The organism is Pseudomonas sp. MWU16-30317, from assembly GCF_020515695.1.
Classification (GTDB): domain Bacteria; phylum Pseudomonadota; class Gammaproteobacteria; order Pseudomonadales; family Pseudomonadaceae; genus Aquipseudomonas.
In genome coordinates this window covers 34,805-51,965 of sequence record NZ_JAIWJA010000014.1, presented here as the reverse complement: position 1 = coordinate 51,965, position 17,161 = coordinate 34,805, and the positions used below count along the sequence as shown (strand labels likewise).

Genomic DNA, 17,161 nt, shown 5'->3' with positions numbered 1-17,161 from the left:
AAAAAATTGGACATGTAAGATGCGTATTCCTAGATTGTCCTTAATTCAGGGGGGCGGCCTAGTAGCGTAACTTTCTTGACAGCGCTTGGTCTGAAACAAAAAGTAACAAACTCGGCACTCCCAGCGCTGGCTTTTTCGTAGGGGTTAGTTACTACAGAAAGTGGAAAGCCCCCAACTGGGGTGCAACCAGCGCCCGTTTTTCAGGCGGGAACGGCCTGTCGGCCCAACCCTCAACTTGATGAGGCACAAGGCGATGGACATGTCGCAGCCCGGCGACATCGTCGTGGTGGATGCTGGTGGGGATCTAAAAACGCGATCGGTGGCGACTGATGGTAGCTCATGCCGTGCAGCGACGGTTGGGAGGGCTGGTGATCTTCGGCGCGATTCGCGACAGCGACGCTTTGTGCCATGGAGCCATTTCTTTCCTCGCCGTGGATGTCAATGGTCGCAGGCCGTTCAAGGATGGACCGGTTAGGTTAACGTTCCGATCGCCATCAAATCTGCGCAGCACCTTTGCGGCAGACAAGGCCACTTGGCCACCTCTGGGCAAGCAAGTGGCCTGGCTGCGCATCAATCCCGGCAGCCACTGAATCCGGTCAGCCTGCCGCCAGCCCGCGCAGTACCTGATCGCGAGCGTAATCCAGCCAGTGCTCGCGCGCGCCCTTGCTGTTCAGATCGGTGCCCAGGAAGGCGCCCAAGGTATGCAGGTTGGAGTTATAGAAGTAGCACAGCGAGGAAATCATCAGGTAAGTGTGGATCACATCCACATCCATGCGAAACAGTCCCTGCGCCTGCCCCGCCTGGATGATTGGCGCGAGGGTATCCAGCGCCGCGCCCGACAGCGCCAACAGATGGGGCGACTTGCGCGAGTGCTTGCCTTTGTGCAGGTTTTCGCTGTTCAGGATGCTGATGAATTCGGGGTGGCGCCCGTAGTAGTCCCAGACGAACCCCACCAGTTGCTCAAGGGCCGCGACCGGCTGGGCGAGGTCGAAGCGCTGGCGGCTTTCGGCTTCGTTGAAGTCGGCGTAGATGCCCTCCAGGACACGGATGAACAACTGCTCCTTGCTCTTGAAGTAGTAATAGATCATGCGGTCGTTGGACTTGGCCAGCCGCGAGATCTTTTCGATGCGGCCGCCCGAATAGCCGTCCTGGCTGAACACTTTGGTGGCGGCCTTGAGGATGCGTGCGCGGGTTTCTTCAGCTTGTTGGCTGCGCAGCCCGGAATTGGGAGTGGCCATGGAGGTCCTGTGGCTGAAAGTGCAGCGCCAATCATACGCCATGCTGCCCTGCTATCGACCGGCCCCTGCTGGCGCGCAGGCACTTGCACGAATCTTCAGCGTGAATGGCAGCTGTACGTGGCGTTCGGCCAACGGCTTGTTTTCGATCAGGGCGACCAGCCTGTGTACGGCGTGGCGTCCAAAGTCTTCGGCCGGTTGCTCTACGGTCGTCAACGGCGGATCGCAGTAGGCGGCCATGGAAATATCGTCGAAGCCTGCCACGGATATATCCGTGGGCACCTGCAGCCCTGCTTCCTGAGCGACGAAAAAACTGGCCTTGAGATTGATCTCCAGTGTCGTGTCCCAAGCGTTTTCGGTGACGTCGAGCGCTATGTCGAGCACCGCGACCCCAGCGCTGTTGACCAGATAATCGATACGCTTGAAGTGATCGGCGACGGTATCGATGGTGCGGGTGATCTGGTCGATCTGGCGCAAATCCACTCTGAGGCCGATGTGCGCTGTGCCCAGGCCGGCGGCGATTTCGACGAATGCAGGATCACGGTCCAGCAACACAACCCGTGCCCCTCGCTCAACCAGCAGGCCGGCACAGGCCAAGCCTATGCCGGCCGCCCCGCCAGTGATCACCGCGCAGCGGCCGTCCAGGTCGAAGGCCCTGTTCCAGAATTCAGACATGAAGATGACTCCTGTGTCGCGCCCGGTAGATCGATCGTTGCTCGCGCTCGGCGGCAACGATAGGGGGGCGATCGCTATTTGCCGCCGCTGACCTGCTGATAGAGCGCATCGGCATTGCTGTCGGTCACTGGCACCCACGGCAGGATGTAGTTTTTGTCAGTGCCGTCGCCCCACTTCACGTCTTTGGTGTAGCGCTCCCAGATGACCGACTGCGGTTTGTAATCCTTGCCCGCCAAGGCGCGCAGGGTCACATCCAATGCGCCTTGAGACTGCGCCTGAGCATCTTGGAGGAAGGTCGTGACTTCGTTTTTCTTCGCGGCCTGGATCGCGTCGGGCATCCCGTCGATGGACGTGACCGGCACGCCGGCAGGCGTCAGGCCGCAGGATTTGACGGCTTGCAACGCGCCAAGGGCCATGTCGTCGTTTTGCGCGATGATTCCGGAGATACCCCCGTTGGGGTGCGCATTGAGCCAGTCCTCGGTCAGCGCGAGGGCTTCTGCACGGGACCAGTTGGCAGTCTTCATTTCGATGATCTTGATGTCGGGGTGTTTTTTGAGGACTTCCATTTCGCCCTTTTCGCGGTCGATCTGCGCCGACTGGCCGATCGGCTCTTGAATGATTACGACGTCGCCCTTGCCCTTGAGTTTGTCGACCATGGCTTGCGCCTGGAGCCGACCACCCTCGGCATCATCGTTGCCCACGGCCGAGGTCGAGCAGCGCGGCAGTTCTATGATTGTCGTTGATAGCCTCAATGGCTACATGGCGGCAATGCCACAGAAACAACAACTGATTTTGCAGATTCATGAGCTGCTTTCCTATCTTAGCCAGCTCGGGGTCGTGACCTTCCTGATCAATCCTCAGCATGGACTGGTCGGTTCTATGTCCACTAATTTCAACGTTTCCTATGTGGCGGATACGGTCATCTTGATTCGCTTCTTCGAAGCTCAGGGCCGACTGCGCAAAGCGATATCTGTGCTCAAACATCGAGGTGGCGCACACGAGGATGCCATTCGAGAACTTCGTGTTGATTCGAGAGGGGTGCGCATTGGCGAACCTTTGTCCAATTTCCGAGGGGTTCTGACTGGAACACCCGAGTATTTTGGCGCCGATGTTCCGCTGATGGAAGGTCGAAAGTTACCTCGGATGGTTGAATATCAACTGTCGGAAATGGGTAGGCAGCTTCTTCCCGTTCTCATAGCTACGCGTAGGTTTTCGGTAAGCCATCCGTCCTAAACTGCAATCGAAAAGCAAGGTGTGATCCGCAGACGCTTACGGTCGTGGGCACTCGGGCGCTCGAACTGGTTGTTTGCAGGATCGCTACGCAGCGGAAAACGGGCAGCGGCGATCATGAGCCTGATCCAGTCGGCGCGTATGAATGGACATGATCCGTATGCCTATCTCAAAGATGTGGTGACATTGCCGACACACCGAGCCAGTGAGATCGGGCAATTACTACCAAATCAATGGATGCCGGCCTGCTGAATAAAAAATCGCCCTGAAGCAGAAGCTTGGAGCGATTCACGATTACACCCCTAGGCGGGCAGAGCTAGGTGCAGCAAGGGTAAGGGGCGGCTCTCGCAATCCAGCGGAGAACGACTTGTTTGAACAAAACCTTGATGTAAATAGAATGCTACCGCTTTGGAGTTCTGTTCATTCACATCAACACTCATGTGACTGGCATTACGAATGCCAGCGCCCAGCGAACCATCTAGAGCTGCATTACAGCGAGCGCCCTGCGCAGGGGCTCGTCGGATATCTGGATAGGGCCGTGAAATGGCACATCCATGTCCAATACAAGGTAGACAGAGCCCGCGATGAGCAATGACGAGATGATAAACATTCCAATCACCATCGAGTTTTGGGGAGCGCGGTATCCAAAACTGGCGAATATGAGTGTCAACCAAGCAGCCAGCATCCCAATCAAAGGGCCTGGAATCGCTCCCTCTGACTGCTCGACGATCCTCCAGCGTTGTTCAATGAGCGAGTGATATTGCTGACGGATATCCTGAAGCATCGTTTCATGGAAGCGATCCGGCGGCTTGATGCTGGTCAACGACTTGCCTATGTCATCCAAATATTTAGCTGCTTCGCTATTGCGATGTTGCAATGCCTCGTCACCTCGATACGGGTTCTCGATAGCGTGCTCAAGATAGGTGATCAGACGGTTGCGCGTGTCTTGTGTCGCATCTCCATAGCCTCGCAGCGTCCGGTCAAAAATAATCAGGCTAGTTGCATACCCATGGAAGTTTGCATCAATGGACTCGAAGGTGTTCTTGGCAGAGTTGATCATCAGACCAAACACCAGCGATGTCATGACCACAAAAATGTTGGCTACCAAGCGAATGACGGTGTTTGTGTCGTCATCTCTGTGGTGGGAAGCGAGCTTAGGGTACCAATGCATCATGAAAAGCGACGCAGCAACCAGGCAACCGAAAATGGCCAGTGCGATCCAGAGAGAGTTCATGCATTGCCGCCCTGAAAAAGTGAAGTCAAGTCTTGAAGAATAGACTGTCGTGCGTCCTCGAAGGTTTCCTCTTCCGACATAGGTTTGGCATATGAGAAGTGATCATATAACGGGTTATAAACCGGCGTTGGTACAGGGCCGGTAGGTGAGGCAAGCTGCCATGGAAGCTGGAGTAGGGAAAAGATTCGAAAGTTGTGTTTACCGTCCGCTTAGAGCGCCAGTTAAAGCTGGCAGAGGATAGTCGATGAAAGTTCGATACTGGTAAGAAATGGCGAATCAACCATACCCCGAGTCATGCATGCTGCACCGCGAGGTGCAGGGTGAAGCGTTGACAGGGGAAACCGATGGGCCAGCCATTGAGCCGCGTAATCAGGAATTCGGGATGCCGATGCTGTTAAGCGAAGCAGAAGGCAATACGGAGCATGGCGTTATACGCCAGTCATGCTCTGATCCCGGGCGGTCGGAGACCCTGTGCACGTCGGGAAGTCCTTTGCACAGAAACTGGGAGATCTCAGCGGCGCCCGGTGTGCAAGCACCGGGCGGAGCAGTAAAGGCCAAAAGCCGTAACCCTGCTGCCTACGCCGCTGAGAAGTCGGATACGTCCGTAGTACCTGAGAAGTCATCGAACAAAGGGCCTAGCCCTGCGGAGATGGTGGAGGAATGGGACGTAGCCAAGGGAAACACCGACAGGCCTCCCGTGCCCCGGACACAGAGCCGGATCAGTTGCGCGTCGATGGGACTTGAAGGTGTACGTGAAGCAGCCCGCAGGAATAAGGGCATGCAGTTCACGGCATTGCTGCATCACATCACACCACAGTTATTGGCGCAGAGTTTTTATGCACTGCGTCGCGATGCTGCGGTGGGCATGGACGGTATGTCGTGGCGAGACTATGAGGAAGGTCTTCCCCAGCGTGTGACCGAGTTGCACGGAAGGCTTCACAAAGGAGCTTTTCGAGCAACGCCATCGCGGCGGGTCTACATTCCCAAAGCCGATGGCAGGCAGCGCCCGTTGGGTATTGCTTCTGTGGAGGACAAGATCGTGCAGCAGGCGGTTGTCACCGTTCTGAATGCGATTTATGAGGAAGACTTTCCTGGATTCTCGTACGGGTTTCGACCGGGCCGCAGTCAGCACGATGCGCTTGATGCGTTAACGGTCGCGCTGAAAAGCCAAAAAGTGAACTGGATACTTGATGCGGATATCACCTCGTTCTTTGATGAGATCGACCATGAATGGATACTGATGTTTCTGGGGCACCGGATTGCAGACCGACGCTTGCTCGGGCTTATCTGCAAATGGCTTCAAGCGGGTGTTATGGAGGATGGCCGTAGGGTGGCTGCGACCAAGGGGACGCCCCAAGGCGCGGTGATATCGCCGCTGCTGGCGAATATCTATCTTCACTACGTGCTGGATCTATGGGCAAGGCAGTGGCGCGAGCGCCACGCCCGTGGCGATGCGATCTTCGTGCGCTATACGGATGACAGTGTGGTGGGGTTCAGGACGAAAGTGCAGGCTCAGTAGTTTCTTGTGCAGTTGCAGGAACGGTTGGCTAGGTTCGGTCTATCGCTCAACGCCTCGAAAACACGGCTGATTGAGTTTGGTCGTTTTGCCGTGATAAATCGCAGGAAACGAGGTTTGAGAAAATCGGAGACTTTTGATTTCCTGGGTTTTACCCACTGTTGTAGTGTCAGTCGACGCGGTGACTTTCAAGTACTGCGACTGACTGTCAAAAAGCGTATGCGTGAGACGCTTCTTGCTATCCGTGAGGAGCTGAGCCGCCGGCGTCATGACCTTGTCCGGGTTCAAGGGCAATGGCTTACCCGGGTGGTAAGTGGGTACTTCAATTACCACCCGGTACCGGGAAACTTGAAGCGGCTGAGTGGCTTCAGGAAAGCCGTTTGTCGATATTGGCGCCAGGCGCTCATGCGACGTAGCCAGCGGAATCGGCTGCAATGGTCTCGCTTCGGGTTGCTCACAAATCACTACATACCTAGCCTAAAGAATGCACACCCATACCCTGAGGATCGCTTCGCGTCATGTACCCGAGGCAGGAGCCGTATGCGGTAGTTCTGCACGTACGGATCTGTGCGGGGGTGGCGGGTAACCGCCATCCCTACCGCGACCCTTGTAAACGCGCCTACGCGCCACATAAATACGACCGGCGTTGGTGTTCAGGAATCATCTAGGCAGACAACATTTACGCTTCATGCTTGAATCCTATCGCTTAACTTTGCCAGAGCCCGATCCAGCTTTTCCATTCCCTCTGCGAATTGACCTTCACTGATAATCAGCGCTGGAGCTAGTACTGAGATGCTGTATTTGCCATGCAACCAGAGCCCGTCGTTGAGAAGATCACGATAGAAGTCTTTAGTGATACGTGAATCCTTCGCCTGCCAAGCGACCACTGGTTCCCTTGTCGTTCGATCTTTTACCAACTCAATCGCAAAGTATGCCCCCAAACCTCTAAAGTCGCCGATGATCTCATGTTTGACGGCTAGCTTCCCTAGCGCAACCTTCATCCAGCTTTCGATCTCGTAAGCTTTTTTGAATAAATTTTCTGACTGAAGCGCTTTCAAGGTGCCCAGTCCCGCCGCCATCGCCAATGGATGGCCTGAATGCGTATGGCCCGCATCGAATAGCCGTCCATCGAACTCGCACGCGAGGCCCTCGCGAACCAGTACTCCGCCGAGAGGTACATAACCACTGCTCGATCCTTTGGCGAAGGTCAGCAGGTCGGGATTAACTCCAAAACGGCTTGCGGCGAATAACTCACCGACCCGACCGAACCCGGTAACGACTTCATCAAAGATCAATAGAATGCCATGGCGCGAGGTCAGTGCTCGTAACCCAGCCAGATAGCCTTCGGGATATACGACCACCCCTTCGGACCCCAGCACAGGCTCGATGATGAGAGCGGCTACATTCTCAGGACCCTCCTGAGTTAAGACTCGGTCGACATGGTCCAACGCCCTGCGGGTTTCCTCAGTTGGATCATCAGTATAGAACGGGCTGCGGTAGGGATGAGGTGCCCAGAAACGCACTACACCGCCAGGGAGATTCGGCTCGCTCGCCCATCGCCGCAAGGAACCAGTCAAAGCTGCCGCGCCCTGGGTATTTCCGTGATAAGAGCGGTAGGCGGCTAAGATTTTGCTGCGCCCAGTCAGTTGGCGGGCAATACGAACTGCATCATCGTTGGCTTCGCCGCCACCGGTGGTGAAGTGCACCCTGCAACCTTCTTCCCATGGCGACAGGTCGGACAAAGCTGCGGCATATTGCGCCCGTACATCGACAACAAAGTTAGGCGGTGCCCAACATATTTTGTCGAGCTGCTCACGAATTGCCTCCAGCACAATGGGGTGGCCATGTCCTAATTGAGTAGCGGCCCAGCCGCTAGAGAAATCAAGGATGCGACCGCCGCCAGCCTTGATGAAATAAGGACCATCGCCTCCAACTATCAAAGTTTCGCCCTGATTGACCTGCACAGACCATGGCATCAGCACATGGCGGTGTTTTCCGAGGAGCGGACTGTCGGTCATGTCATTTTCCTCCGGTAACGTCAATGATAGCTCCGGTCACATACGACGCTTTTTCACTGAGTAGCCAGACAATCGCTTCGGCGACTTCTTCTGGCTGACCACCACGCCCCATCGGAATAGTGCTCTTAAGGCGATCGACGCGTCCTGGCTCACCTCCGTTGGCGTGGATCCCCGTGTAGATATGCCCTGGGCGTACACCGTTTACACGGATACCGTCGCGGGCAACTTCTTTTGCCAGGCCAATAGTCATGGTATCTAAGGCTCCCTTGGTCGCGGCATAGTCGACATACTCGCCGGCGGAGCCTAGCCGTGATGCTGACGAAGAAACGTTGACGATCGCACCACCTGATCCGCCGTTCGGGGTAGCCATGCGGCGGATTGCTTCACGCGAGCATAGGAACGGGCCAATACTGTTGACCGCAAATATCCGTTGCAAGCGAGCGTAAGATAGTGCTTCCACACGACTCTGAGTGTCCAGAACTGCGGCATTGTTAACGAGCCCGACAATGGCGCCCAAATTGCTTTGAGCGGTCTCGAAAAGAGCAATGACGTCCTCTTCTTTCGAGACATCCACGCGCACTGCGATCGCTTCACCCCCGGCCTCAACGATGTCGGTTACCACGTTTTCTGCCGCTTTGGCATCGGACCCATAACCTATGCACACCGCATAACCGTTACGCGCCGCCAACTTAGCCGTTTCGGCGCCGATACCGCGGCTGCCCCCAGTGATAACCAATGTTTTTGCCATGACTCAAATAACTCCTCGCTGTACGGATAGATGTTGGGAAGATCAAGGTTGGTTAGTGATTGCTGTGGTTTTTGCTACGATTGCCAAAAAATGCTCTAGCGATTGTGTTTCTCGCCCGACTTCCTTGGCTTGATCATCCCAGCGCCGAAGCAGGACGGCGTCGGCGGCGTAAGGAAGTTGGCGGAATTCATTGACGTCGGCGGTGGTCATAGCTCCTCCTTGAAGCATTAGCGAACGGCGAGATACGGCCGACAAACGATCGTGGTATTCGGGGTCTATCGCACAGAGGTAGGCCTTGGCAGCAACGTGCAACCTGACGGGCTCAGTGACCGCGGGTGGAAACGATGTTTCAAGGAATTCGGCGCCTTGGCGCTCATGCCTGGCATCTATACCGTCCAAAGCGAGACGCTCATCGTCCTTATCGAGCATGTGGCCAATGTCGTGCAGTAGTGCAGCAGTGATGAGGGCATCGCTCGAGCCGAAGGCCTGCGCAGCTTGGGCGCATTGCAAGGCATGCTCGGCCTGAGTCACCGCTTCGCCGGCATAGGGCAGAGGGCCGGTAACAGCGAAACACTTTCGAATCACAGTTAAGACGTCCACGCAACTCTCCATGAATGGTTGATAGTGATTGAATATGGATCGTAATGGAGTTTTGTGATTGACGCAAGCGACTGAAAATGGATTTCAAGACGTTGTTTTCTTGGTGGGGACGCCCCGATGAAACCAGATTTGTTTTGACTGTGGAGCCATTTAGGAGGAATTGATTGAATATGACCGAACGGTTACAATCGCCGGCGTGAAGGCGCCGATGCCAGCGAGGTCGGAAATAAAGGGAGGGACTAATGCACAAAGCTGCACGTCAGAAACAGATTCGAGAGCTACTGACTACTAATGGTGACGCGTCGGTAGCGTTTCTGGCGGAGCGCTTTGGCGCTTCGCTCAATACGATTCGCCGCGACTTGACCGATCTTGATTCGCAGGGCCATGTGTCGCGCACCCGGGGTGGCGCCATTTTCGAGCGCGAAGCCAGGTCGCCGTTGACGGGGCCAGACTATGCGGTGCGTGTGCGCGAGCATCCGGCTCAGAAAGTTATTATCGGCGAGCATGCAGCTGCGTTGATAGATAACGGCTCCAGCTTCCTTATGAGTGGCGGCACGACCATGCATGCGCTGGCCGTAGCATTGGCGGGGCATGAAGAACTGCAGATCGTGACCAATGGATTGACAGTAGCTATGGAGCTGGAAAAGTGCCGGTCCAGTCGAGTATTTTTGATTGGTGGCGTGGTGGATTTCACCAAAATGTCCACGGTCGGGCAGGCAGCGCAGGATGCTCTTCGCGATATCGTCGTTGATCAAGCTTTCATCGGTGTTAGCGGGCTTACAGCTGACGGTGGGATGGCAATGTTCAATCCTCAGGAAGCCGAGGTGAATCGAGCATTCATCCAAGCTGCCAGGTACGTAACAGTCCTAGCTGACTCAACCAAGTTCGAATCCAAGGCGATGTTCAAGATATGTAGCTTGGACCAAGTAGATCGTTTGATTACCGATGATGGCATTTCCGACCGGGATCGTTCGGCCATTGAGGCATTGGGGATCGAGCTGATCATCGTCGGTCGGGCTTGACGTGGTTGCGGCCTGGTGGGAACGAGTGTGCCGATCAGCTGTACAGCCCTCGGCAATACGACGGGTAGCATTATTCTGCCAGGGAGAGGTCATTGGCTCGGTTGCCGAGCCGCTTATCGAGAAGATGCGTGCCGAGCATTTTGAACGCTTACTTCGCTTACGGGGTGGGCGATTGCATCTATGTGGCGAGCCTGACGACGCGTTGGCTGAACTCTCCGTCTGGTTACGGGACCAGGGATACGCGGCTCCCTGGCGTGATGAGCAGGTTGCTGTAATGACGTCTCGAGGCCGGACTGTTGGTTTTGTGGAGAGGGCAGTGGTGCGTAATCTAGGTATCGCCACCCAAGCGGTGCAGCTTCATGGTCGTGCTTCAGGCGACGATCGATACTGGCTGCAACTGCGTGCGTTCGATAAGCAAACCGATCCGGGTCGTTTGGACACTTTAACGGGGGGGTTGGTCGCTAATGCCGAAATCCTTGAACAGACACTGGAACGCGAGACTCAGGAAGAGGCAGGCCTTTCCATTTCGACATTGCTGAATGTTGAATGCCGAGGGTGCTTCACGTTACGCCGGCCTGTCGAAGATGGGGGGAGCTACGGCTTCATGGTGGAAACAGTGTATGCATGGCACTGTGTGATTCCCGAGGCAGTCAAGCCTTGCAACCTAGACGGTGAAGTAGCCCAGTTCGTCATGCTTTCTGATGCCCAGATAGACGATGCTATTCTGCAAGGCGAGATTACGTTGGAGGCAGCTGTCGCTATCGCGCTCTGTCGCGGCTATGCAGGTTGAGCAAGTGAGTGCTGAGCCTGGCATTTTGGAGTTTTATGGTGGAATTTGGGTGATTCGGGTTGCGTTCTCAAAATCGATCAATTACGATCTTTACATCGAGCGGTCAGGTGCCGCGATCGTATAAAGCCCGAGGATCGATCATGCTTTGTCATTACAACGGCCAACTGCAGCAACTCTCTACTCTGAATATCCCGATCCAGGATCGCGGCTTCATTTTCGGCGACGGTGTGTATGAGGTGGTTGCCGTATATGGGCGCAAGTTATTCGGCGGCCGTGGTCATGTACAGCGCCTGCTTCGAAGCCTCGGCGAAGTCAGCATCGCCTCGCCCTATAATGAAGATGGCTGGCTGGCCCTCCTTCAATCCGTAATCGATAACAATCAATGGGAAAACCAATCGGTTTATCTTCAGGTTACGCGAGGTGTTTCACCACGTGATTTTGCTTACCCTGATGTCCCGCCAACCGTATTTGCGATGAGCAAGGAGCTAGTATTACCGACTCCGAATGTTCTCAAATCGGGTGTGGCCGCAATTACAGCCGAGGACACACGTTGGGCGCGTTGTGACATCAAGTCGGTTTCATTGCTGCCCACGGTCCTGTTGCGCAACAAATCGGTAGCCAGCTGTGCTGACGAAACCGTCTTGTTCAGGGATGGCCTGTTGACCGAAGGGTCTGGCGCTAACATTTTCATCGTGCGCGATGGGAAAATCGTAACGCCGCCCAAAAGCAACCGTATTCTTGCCGGCGTAACGCGAGACATAACCATTGAGGCCGCTGCAAAAGTTGGCATGATCGTAGAAGAGCGCGACGTTACTGAGGCAGAGGTTCGCTCAGCGGACGAAGTCTGGTTGACGGCTTCGCCACGTGAGGTGCTCCCTATTACTCGACTTGACCAGCAACTCGTAGGGCACGGTGATTTGGCGGGTAGCCCAGGTCCAGTATTCAAACGTGTTTGGCTGGCCTATCAGCAGGCTAAGCTGGAGGCGTGTAACGTGCCTCTGCCCACGGCGATTTGACCGGTCCGGAGCCACTATGGAACGAACACTTTCAAATTCCAGGCCAGTGGTGGCGACCGTTGATACTGCCGCGCTTAGGCATAATGCCCGCAGGATACGCCAGTTGGCACCCGGGTGCAGCATCTATGCGGCAGTCAAAGCCAACGGCTATGGCCATGGGGCACAATTGGTGACCCAGGCGCTTGCCAATTCGGTCGACGGATTCGCCGTCATCGAGATCGAGCTGGCTGTTGCCCTGCGCCGCTCCGGCTTCACCGGGCCAATCTTGGTCCTAGAAGGGTTGTACGAATTCGTAGATGTGGAAACCTTTGTGGCCCACGATCTGGAAGCCGTGGTGCACTGCATTGAGCAGGTGGATTGGGTAGCTCGTTATCGCGGGATGTCGCTGAAGGTTTGGCTCAAAGTCGATACAGGAATGAATCGTCTTGGAATTCCGGCATCGCATTTCGATACGATGCTAGCCCGCCTGCGCAGTAGTCCGGGCGTTACGTTGTGTGGGGTGATGAGTCATCTTGCGCATGTAGATAATCACAGTAGCGTTGACCAACAGATAAGGCGCTTCAAGGCTTTGCAAATTCCGCCGGAAATGCCGCGCAGCCTGGCTAGTTCGGGCGCGGTCATGCGCTACCCGACGACGCATTTGGACTGGGTCCGTCCGGGGTTGATGCTCTATGGTATTTCTCCACTTTTGGACTCCACGGGAGCTGATTGGGGGTTGAGACCAGTCATGACCTTTGCCAGTCGTGTCATCTCGCTGCGCGAAATCATGCCGGGGGAGTCGATAGGCTACGGCGAGACGTTTGTTGCCGTGCGACCGATGAGGGTCGCGAACGTGGCAGGTGGTTACGCCGATGGTTATCCACAAAGTGCCCCTAGCGGTACACCCGTACTGGTAGACGGGGTACCAAGCCGCACGTTGGGCCGGGTATCCATGGACAAGTTATGCGTTGATGTTTCACATATCCTCACCGTGAAGGTCGGTACCGAAGTGATCTTCTGGGGAGCGCAACTTCCAATCGAAAGAGTGGCTAAAGCCGCCGGTGGTAGTCCGTATGAACTTTTGTCACATATTGCTGGCAGAGTACGCTTAGAGTCAGTCTGATTACGCTTTCAATCTGCCGTTTCCCCTAATAATTGGAGAAGTACGATGAAATTATCGTGTGCTATTTTACGCACGGCTTCACTTTTGCTCGCGAGTGTTTGCATGCAAGGTGCTTGGGCTGAAACATTGACTGTGTATTCCGCCATGGAGCCTGATGAAGTTCATGAGTGGACCGATCGCTTCGAAAAGGCTAACCCGGATATTAAGCTGGAAGTCATTCGTGCATCGACTGGTACATTGGCCGCTCGTCTTTATGCCGAAAAAGATAATGCTCAAGCAGACGTCATCTGGCGACTTTCAAACTTCCAGCTTATTAGAATGGCTAAAGCGGGAATGCTTCAAAGCTATATGCCCAGAGGTGCTGAGAAGCTGGCGCCACCTTTTATCGATCAGGCGAATCCTCCTGCCTGGGTGGGGCAGGATGGCTATCTCGCTGCGATCTGTTTCAATACCGTCGAGGCGAAAAAGAAGAACTTACCGGTGCCAACTAGCTGGCGCGATCTGGCAAATCCGGTCTACCGCGGACAGATTGTCATGCCCAATCCAAATGCCTCGGGTACGGGACTCGTCATGGTCTCCAGCTGGTTGCAATCCTACGGTGACGCGGCAGGTTGGCAGTTTATGGACGACCTCAACAAGAATATCGCTCAATATGTGGCGAGTGGCTCCAAGCCGTGCCAGTTGGCCGCTACAGGTGAATTCCCGATTGGGCTGTCTTTCTCTACGCGCGCTGCGGCGTTGAAAACAGAGGGGGCGCCCATCGACATCATCTTCGCCAAGGAAGGGGCAGGTTGGGATCTCGAAGGGTCTGCGATATTGACGGGCACCAAGCACCTAGCACTGGCTCAACGTTTCATGGATTGGTCGGTTACAGATGATGCATTGAAGTTGTATTCAGAACACTATGCCATTCTTCCGCGGAGTGTGCCTGATGCCAAGAAGGTTCCGTTCCATCCTGCGGACATCAATACGCTGCTGATCAAAAATGATTTTGACTGGGTCGCAACTAATTACCAGGCCGTACTGGCGAAATGGGCAAGCCGCTATGATGCCCAGGTGCCTAAATAACTAGAGCTTTTAGTTTTCCTGTTTTTCACTGCTCAAGTTAATCGAGGTTATATATGGCCAATGTTTTCGCTCGCTCAAAATCAATAGACGTCATCAGTGTCAATAAGCAGTTTGGCAGTTTTACTGCACTCAATGGCATTTCGCTGAAAATAGAGCCCGGAGAGTTTGTCTGTTTTCTAGGGCCCTCCGGCTGCGGAAAAACAACTTTGCTCAGAATGTTGGCGGGGTTGGAAGCAGTTTCCAGTGGTACCATCAAATTTGGTGTCCGGGATGTGACCCGCGTGCCTGCGCTGAACCGAGATGTAGGTATCGTTTTCCAGTCTTATGCCTTGTTTCCTAATTTGACAGTTCGTCAGAACATCGAATATGGCCTCGTCAGTCAAAAAGTTGCGCGCGAAGACCGGAGAAATAAGGTCGACGAGTTGGTAGAACTAGTTCGCCTTGAAGCAGCAGTAAATAAATATCCACATCAGATTTCAGGTGGACAGCAGCAGCGCGTGGCGTTGGCCCGAGCGCTGGCGATTAATCCATCGATCCTGCTGCTGGACGAACCCTTGTCGGCGCTCGATGCCAATGTGCGGGGACACCTCCGACTGCAACTCAAGGAGCTTCACAGACGTATAGGTCTGACCACCATCATGGTGACCCATGATCAGGAGGAGGCCATGGTGCTCGCGGACAAAGTCGTCATCATGAATGCTGGTGTTATTGAGCAAGTCGGTAGACCGCAGGATATCTATTACCAGCCGAGCAGTCAGTTTGTCGCTAATTTTGTGGGTTCTATGAATATGTTGGAGGTTGAGGTCACAAGCCCGAGACTCGGCAGGATAGGCCCGTGGCAATTGAACCTTGGCTGTGTTGGTGATGGCCGGGTCGGGGACCGGTTGCGAGTCTGTTTCCGGCCTGAAGATGGGCTGATCAGTAGTGACGGCATCGGCGAGAACATCCTGGCAGGAGTACTGATCGAGCATGAGTTCATCGGCCCCGTCGTTCGCTGCCACGTTCAGGTAGATGGAGTCGAAAAGCCTCTGGTCGTAACGGCACCTGTCGGACCGACTACCCTGGATAAATTCAATTCCGGGGCGTTGCTCACTTTCCATGTTCCAGCCGATCGCATGATCGTGCTGCCAGTTGCCTAAGAGGTGATCATGACCGAAATCATCATGAGTTCGACCAAGGCCTCCTCACAAAGCACGGGATTCAAGAAGACCAAGGCCGAATACACGATTTACGTTGCAGGGGTGGTGTGTCTGACTTTTCTTTGTGTTTTCTTCATTTTCCCTGTAGCCGCTATTGGTCTTAAAAGCCTGCATAACAGTGAGGGGGGATTCGTCGGGTTGGCGAACTATATATCGTTTCTATCCACGCCAACTGCCTTGGAACTGACGCGTAACAGCTTGCAGGTTTCGTCTATCGCCACTGCTACTGCAGTATTACTGGCATTCACTTATGCGGCATTTCTAACGCAAACAAAAGTCCCGCTTGTAAGTCTCTTTCGTACCATCGCACTGGCACCAATGTTGGCCCCTTCACTCTACAGCGCGCTGTCAGTGGTTCGGGTATTCGGCAATCAGGGGATCGCTAAGTCTTTGATGGGTGAGCATTCGATCTACGGTCCGATTGGTATCGTGTTGTGTGATGTGTTCTACACCTTCCCGTCAGCCTTTCTGATCATCCTCACAGCTTTTAAATCGCTGGACGCGCGGCTCTACGATGCCGCGACTATGCTCGGCGCTGGTAAGCTTCGAGCATTCCTAACAGTGACACTGCCTAACGCCAAGTATGGGCTGATTAGCGCCACCTGCATCGTCTTCACAATGGATATTACCGATTTCGGTATCCCCAAGGTCATCGGTGGGCAATTCAGTGTTTTCGCCACTGAGGTGTATCGCCAGGTGATCGGTCAGCAAAATTTCGAACTCGGTGGGGTGATTAGTGTGTTATTGCTGGTGCCATCAGTTTTGACATTTTTGATCACTCGCAGCATTGGCACAAACCATCAAACCTCCGGCGCAACCCGCCTGCCTGCCAAACCCAACGAATCCAAAGTGTTGGCCGGTCTGGGGCTGCTATTCTGCGGTGTGATTTCGCTACTAATTCTAGGCGTATTCACCATTGGCATAGGTGCCAGCTTCGTTAAGTTCTGGCCTTACGATCTGTCGCTCGGTCTTTCCAATTTCGACTTCTCGAACAAGACCGATATCGGGTGGGCCGCAATCAGCAACTCAATCATCATGGCTAGCGGTGCGTGCTTTTTCGGTACTGCACTATCGCTGGTCACCGCCTATTGCATCGAGCGAAGGGCTCTACACCCGATGCTCATTTCGATACTCCAGGCGATCGCTATCGTACCCAGTGCCGTACCGGGGCTGGTCATCGGATTGGGCTATCTGATGTTCTTTACGTCGCGAAGCAATCCGCTATCCTTTCTTTATGGCACTACCGTCGTGCTGATCATTTGCAGCATCGTCCATTTCTTCACCGTATCGACATTGACGTTCCAGACTGCTCTGAAGAAAGTCGATGCCAATTTTGAATCAGTCTCAGCTTCGCTCGGTGTATCCACCTTCAGCCTATTGAAGCGGGTCATCCTGCCTATGCTTGCGCCCACGATCGTCGATGTAGCTGCGTATTTCTTCGTCAGTACCATGTGCACTGTCTCGGCAATTATTCTACTTTATCGTCCAAATACCGTCACTGCCACGATCGGCATCGTGGGGTTGGATGACAACGGTTCAATTGCCACAGCGGCGGCGATGGGTAGTGTTGTGGTGTTGGTGTGCATGATTGCCCGCGTGCTCGAACATTTAATCCGTGGCTGGGCAGAACGTGGTAATAAAACCGCGAACTCCTCAATGGTCCCTGAAGTGTCGGTGGCTGTCTTATGACTGGGAAAGAGTCCATGAG

At 54.6% G+C, this 17,161-nt stretch carries 16 protein-coding genes and 3 pseudogenes; 11 read left to right on the top strand and 8 right to left on the bottom strand.

Features of this window, described 5'->3' with window-relative positions; translation table 11 throughout:
* The first annotated feature begins 329 nt into the window (after window positions 1-329).
* Complete coding sequence (locus LIX93_RS27645) at window positions 330-590, top strand: hypothetical protein (protein WP_226439380.1); 261 nt, start codon at window positions 330-332, stop codon at window positions 588-590.
* A gap of 6 nt (window positions 591-596) precedes the next feature.
* Here LIX93_RS27645 and LIX93_RS27640 read toward each other — a convergent pair whose 3' ends face one another.
* The 3 genes and pseudogenes from LIX93_RS27640 to LIX93_RS27630 form a co-directional block, all read right to left on the bottom strand.
* Window positions 597-1,238 carry a TetR/AcrR family transcriptional regulator gene (locus tag LIX93_RS27640; protein ID WP_226439381.1) on the bottom strand — a complete coding sequence of 214 codons (642 nt, stop codon included), beginning with the start codon at window positions 1,236-1,238 and terminating at the stop codon, window positions 597-599.
* Window positions 1,239-1,289: 51 nt separating this feature from the next.
* On the bottom strand, window positions 1,290-1,910 hold the full coding sequence (locus LIX93_RS27635) for an SDR family NAD(P)-dependent oxidoreductase (protein ID WP_226507207.1): 621 nt from the start codon (window positions 1,908-1,910) through the stop codon (window positions 1,290-1,292).
* Between the two features lie 74 nt (window positions 1,911-1,984).
* Window positions 1,985-2,611 (bottom strand): annotated as a pseudogene (locus LIX93_RS27630) (substrate-binding domain-containing protein); the annotation flags it as partial.
* On the opposite strand from LIX93_RS27630, the gene LIX93_RS27625 reads away from it, so the two are divergent.
* Together LIX93_RS27625 and LIX93_RS27620 are read left to right on the top strand one after the other, a co-directional pair.
* Window positions 2,526-3,143, top strand: coding sequence for an ATPase domain-containing protein (locus LIX93_RS27625; RefSeq protein ID WP_346015249.1), 618 nt, complete (start codon window positions 2,526-2,528; stop codon window positions 3,141-3,143). The pseudogene LIX93_RS27630 and the gene LIX93_RS27625 sit on opposite strands and share 86 nt — an antisense overlap.
* A gap of 33 nt (window positions 3,144-3,176) precedes the next feature.
* A pseudogene (locus LIX93_RS27620) lies at window positions 3,177-3,392 on the top strand (transposase domain-containing protein); the annotation flags it as partial.
* A gap of 50 nt (window positions 3,393-3,442) precedes the next feature.
* Here LIX93_RS27620 and LIX93_RS27615 read toward each other — a convergent pair.
* Both LIX93_RS27615 and LIX93_RS27610 read right to left on the bottom strand, forming a co-directional pair.
* Window positions 3,443-3,601, bottom strand: a pseudogene (locus LIX93_RS27615) (GNAT family N-acetyltransferase); the annotation flags it as partial.
* A gap of 17 nt (window positions 3,602-3,618) precedes the next feature.
* Window positions 3,619-4,374 carry a hypothetical protein gene (locus LIX93_RS27610; RefSeq protein ID WP_226507205.1) on the bottom strand — a complete coding sequence of 252 codons (756 nt, stop codon included), beginning with the start codon at window positions 4,372-4,374 and terminating at the stop codon, window positions 3,619-3,621.
* A gap of 298 nt (window positions 4,375-4,672) precedes the next feature.
* On the opposite strand from LIX93_RS27610, the gene LIX93_RS29775 reads away from it, so the two are divergent.
* Window positions 4,673-5,893: a reverse transcriptase domain-containing protein gene (locus tag LIX93_RS29775; protein WP_346015248.1), complete on the top strand. Its 1,221-nt coding sequence runs from the start codon at window positions 4,673-4,675 to the stop codon at window positions 5,891-5,893.
* Between the two features lie 683 nt (window positions 5,894-6,576).
* On the opposite strand, the gene LIX93_RS27600 is transcribed toward LIX93_RS29775, so the two are convergent.
* From LIX93_RS27600 to LIX93_RS27590, 3 genes are read right to left on the bottom strand one after another with little or no spacing between them, the layout of a single operon-like run.
* Window positions 6,577-7,908, bottom strand: coding sequence for an aminotransferase class III-fold pyridoxal phosphate-dependent enzyme (locus tag LIX93_RS27600; RefSeq protein WP_226507204.1), 1,332 nt, complete (start codon window positions 7,906-7,908; stop codon window positions 6,577-6,579).
* Window position 7,909: 1 nt separating this feature from the next.
* Complete coding sequence (locus tag LIX93_RS27595; protein ID WP_226507203.1) at window positions 7,910-8,656, bottom strand: SDR family oxidoreductase; 747 nt, start codon at window positions 8,654-8,656, stop codon at window positions 7,910-7,912.
* A 42-nt stretch (window positions 8,657-8,698) separates the two neighbouring features.
* Window positions 8,699-9,256, bottom strand: a complete 558-nt coding sequence (locus tag LIX93_RS27590) for a phosphonate degradation HD-domain oxygenase (RefSeq protein ID WP_226507202.1) — start codon at window positions 9,254-9,256, stop codon at window positions 8,699-8,701.
* 242 nt (window positions 9,257-9,498) lie between these two features.
* On the opposite strand from LIX93_RS27590, the gene LIX93_RS27585 reads away from it, so the two are divergent.
* The 7 genes from LIX93_RS27585 (at window position 9,499) to LIX93_RS27555 (ending at window position 17,142) form a co-directional block, all read left to right on the top strand.
* Window positions 9,499-10,278 carry a DeoR/GlpR family DNA-binding transcription regulator gene (locus LIX93_RS27585; protein WP_226507201.1) on the top strand — a complete coding sequence of 260 codons (780 nt, stop codon included), beginning with the start codon at window positions 9,499-9,501 and terminating at the stop codon, window positions 10,276-10,278.
* Between the two features lie 316 nt (window positions 10,279-10,594).
* Window positions 10,595-11,068 carry an NUDIX domain-containing protein gene (locus tag LIX93_RS27580; RefSeq protein ID WP_226507200.1) on the top strand — a complete coding sequence of 158 codons (474 nt, stop codon included), beginning with the start codon at window positions 10,595-10,597 and terminating at the stop codon, window positions 11,066-11,068.
* A gap of 140 nt (window positions 11,069-11,208) precedes the next feature.
* Window positions 11,209-12,084: a D-amino acid aminotransferase gene (locus LIX93_RS27575; RefSeq protein WP_226507199.1), complete on the top strand. Its 876-nt coding sequence runs from the start codon at window positions 11,209-11,211 to the stop codon at window positions 12,082-12,084.
* A 16-nt stretch (window positions 12,085-12,100) separates the two neighbouring features.
* Window positions 12,101-13,186, top strand: coding sequence for an alanine racemase (alr, locus tag LIX93_RS27570; RefSeq protein WP_226507198.1), 1,086 nt, complete (start codon window positions 12,101-12,103; stop codon window positions 13,184-13,186).
* Window positions 13,187-13,231: 45 nt separating this feature from the next.
* Complete coding sequence (locus LIX93_RS27565; protein ID WP_226507197.1) at window positions 13,232-14,254, top strand: putative 2-aminoethylphosphonate ABC transporter substrate-binding protein; 1,023 nt, start codon at window positions 13,232-13,234, stop codon at window positions 14,252-14,254.
* Between the two features lie 53 nt (window positions 14,255-14,307).
* Complete coding sequence (locus tag LIX93_RS27560) at window positions 14,308-15,393, top strand: ATP-binding cassette domain-containing protein (RefSeq protein ID WP_226507196.1); 1,086 nt, start codon at window positions 14,308-14,310, stop codon at window positions 15,391-15,393.
* A gap of 9 nt (window positions 15,394-15,402) precedes the next feature.
* Window positions 15,403-17,142 (top strand): putative 2-aminoethylphosphonate ABC transporter permease subunit, encoded by a 1,740-nt coding sequence (locus LIX93_RS27555; RefSeq protein ID WP_226507195.1) that lies wholly within the window; start codon window positions 15,403-15,405, stop codon window positions 17,140-17,142.
* The last annotated feature ends 19 nt before the right edge of the window (window positions 17,143-17,161 follow it).

Bases quoted from the DNA above. Each gene is read 5' to 3' on its own strand.
- LIX93_RS27645 (WP_226439380.1), top strand. From the start codon at position 330: ATGGTAGCTCATGCCGTGCAGCGACGGTTGGGAGGGCTGGTGATCTTC.
- LIX93_RS27640 (WP_226439381.1), bottom strand. From the start codon at position 1,238: ATGGCCACTCCCAATTCCGGGCTGCGCAGCCAACAAGCTGAAGAAACC.
- LIX93_RS27635 (WP_226507207.1), bottom strand. From the start codon at position 1,910: ATGTCTGAATTCTGGAACAGGGCCTTCGACCTGGACGGCCGCTGCGCG.
- LIX93_RS27625 (WP_346015249.1), top strand. From the start codon at position 2,526: ATGATTACGACGTCGCCCTTGCCCTTGAGTTTGTCGACCATGGCTTGC.
- LIX93_RS27610 (WP_226507205.1), bottom strand. From the start codon at position 4,374: ATGAACTCTCTCTGGATCGCACTGGCCATTTTCGGTTGCCTGGTTGCT.
- LIX93_RS29775 (WP_346015248.1), top strand. From the start codon at position 4,673: ATGCTGCACCGCGAGGTGCAGGGTGAAGCGTTGACAGGGGAAACCGAT.
- LIX93_RS27600 (WP_226507204.1), bottom strand. From the start codon at position 7,908: ATGACCGACAGTCCGCTCCTCGGAAAACACCGCCATGTGCTGATGCCA.
- LIX93_RS27595 (WP_226507203.1), bottom strand. From the start codon at position 8,656: ATGGCAAAAACATTGGTTATCACTGGGGGCAGCCGCGGTATCGGCGCC.
- LIX93_RS27585 (WP_226507201.1), top strand. From the start codon at position 9,499: ATGCACAAAGCTGCACGTCAGAAACAGATTCGAGAGCTACTGACTACT.
- LIX93_RS27575 (WP_226507199.1), top strand. From the start codon at position 11,209: ATGCTTTGTCATTACAACGGCCAACTGCAGCAACTCTCTACTCTGAAT.
- alr (WP_226507198.1), top strand. From the start codon at position 12,101: ATGGAACGAACACTTTCAAATTCCAGGCCAGTGGTGGCGACCGTTGAT.
- LIX93_RS27565 (WP_226507197.1), top strand. From the start codon at position 13,232: ATGAAATTATCGTGTGCTATTTTACGCACGGCTTCACTTTTGCTCGCG.
- LIX93_RS27560 (WP_226507196.1), top strand. From the start codon at position 14,308: ATGGCCAATGTTTTCGCTCGCTCAAAATCAATAGACGTCATCAGTGTC.
- LIX93_RS27555 (WP_226507195.1), top strand. From the start codon at position 15,403: ATGACCGAAATCATCATGAGTTCGACCAAGGCCTCCTCACAAAGCACG.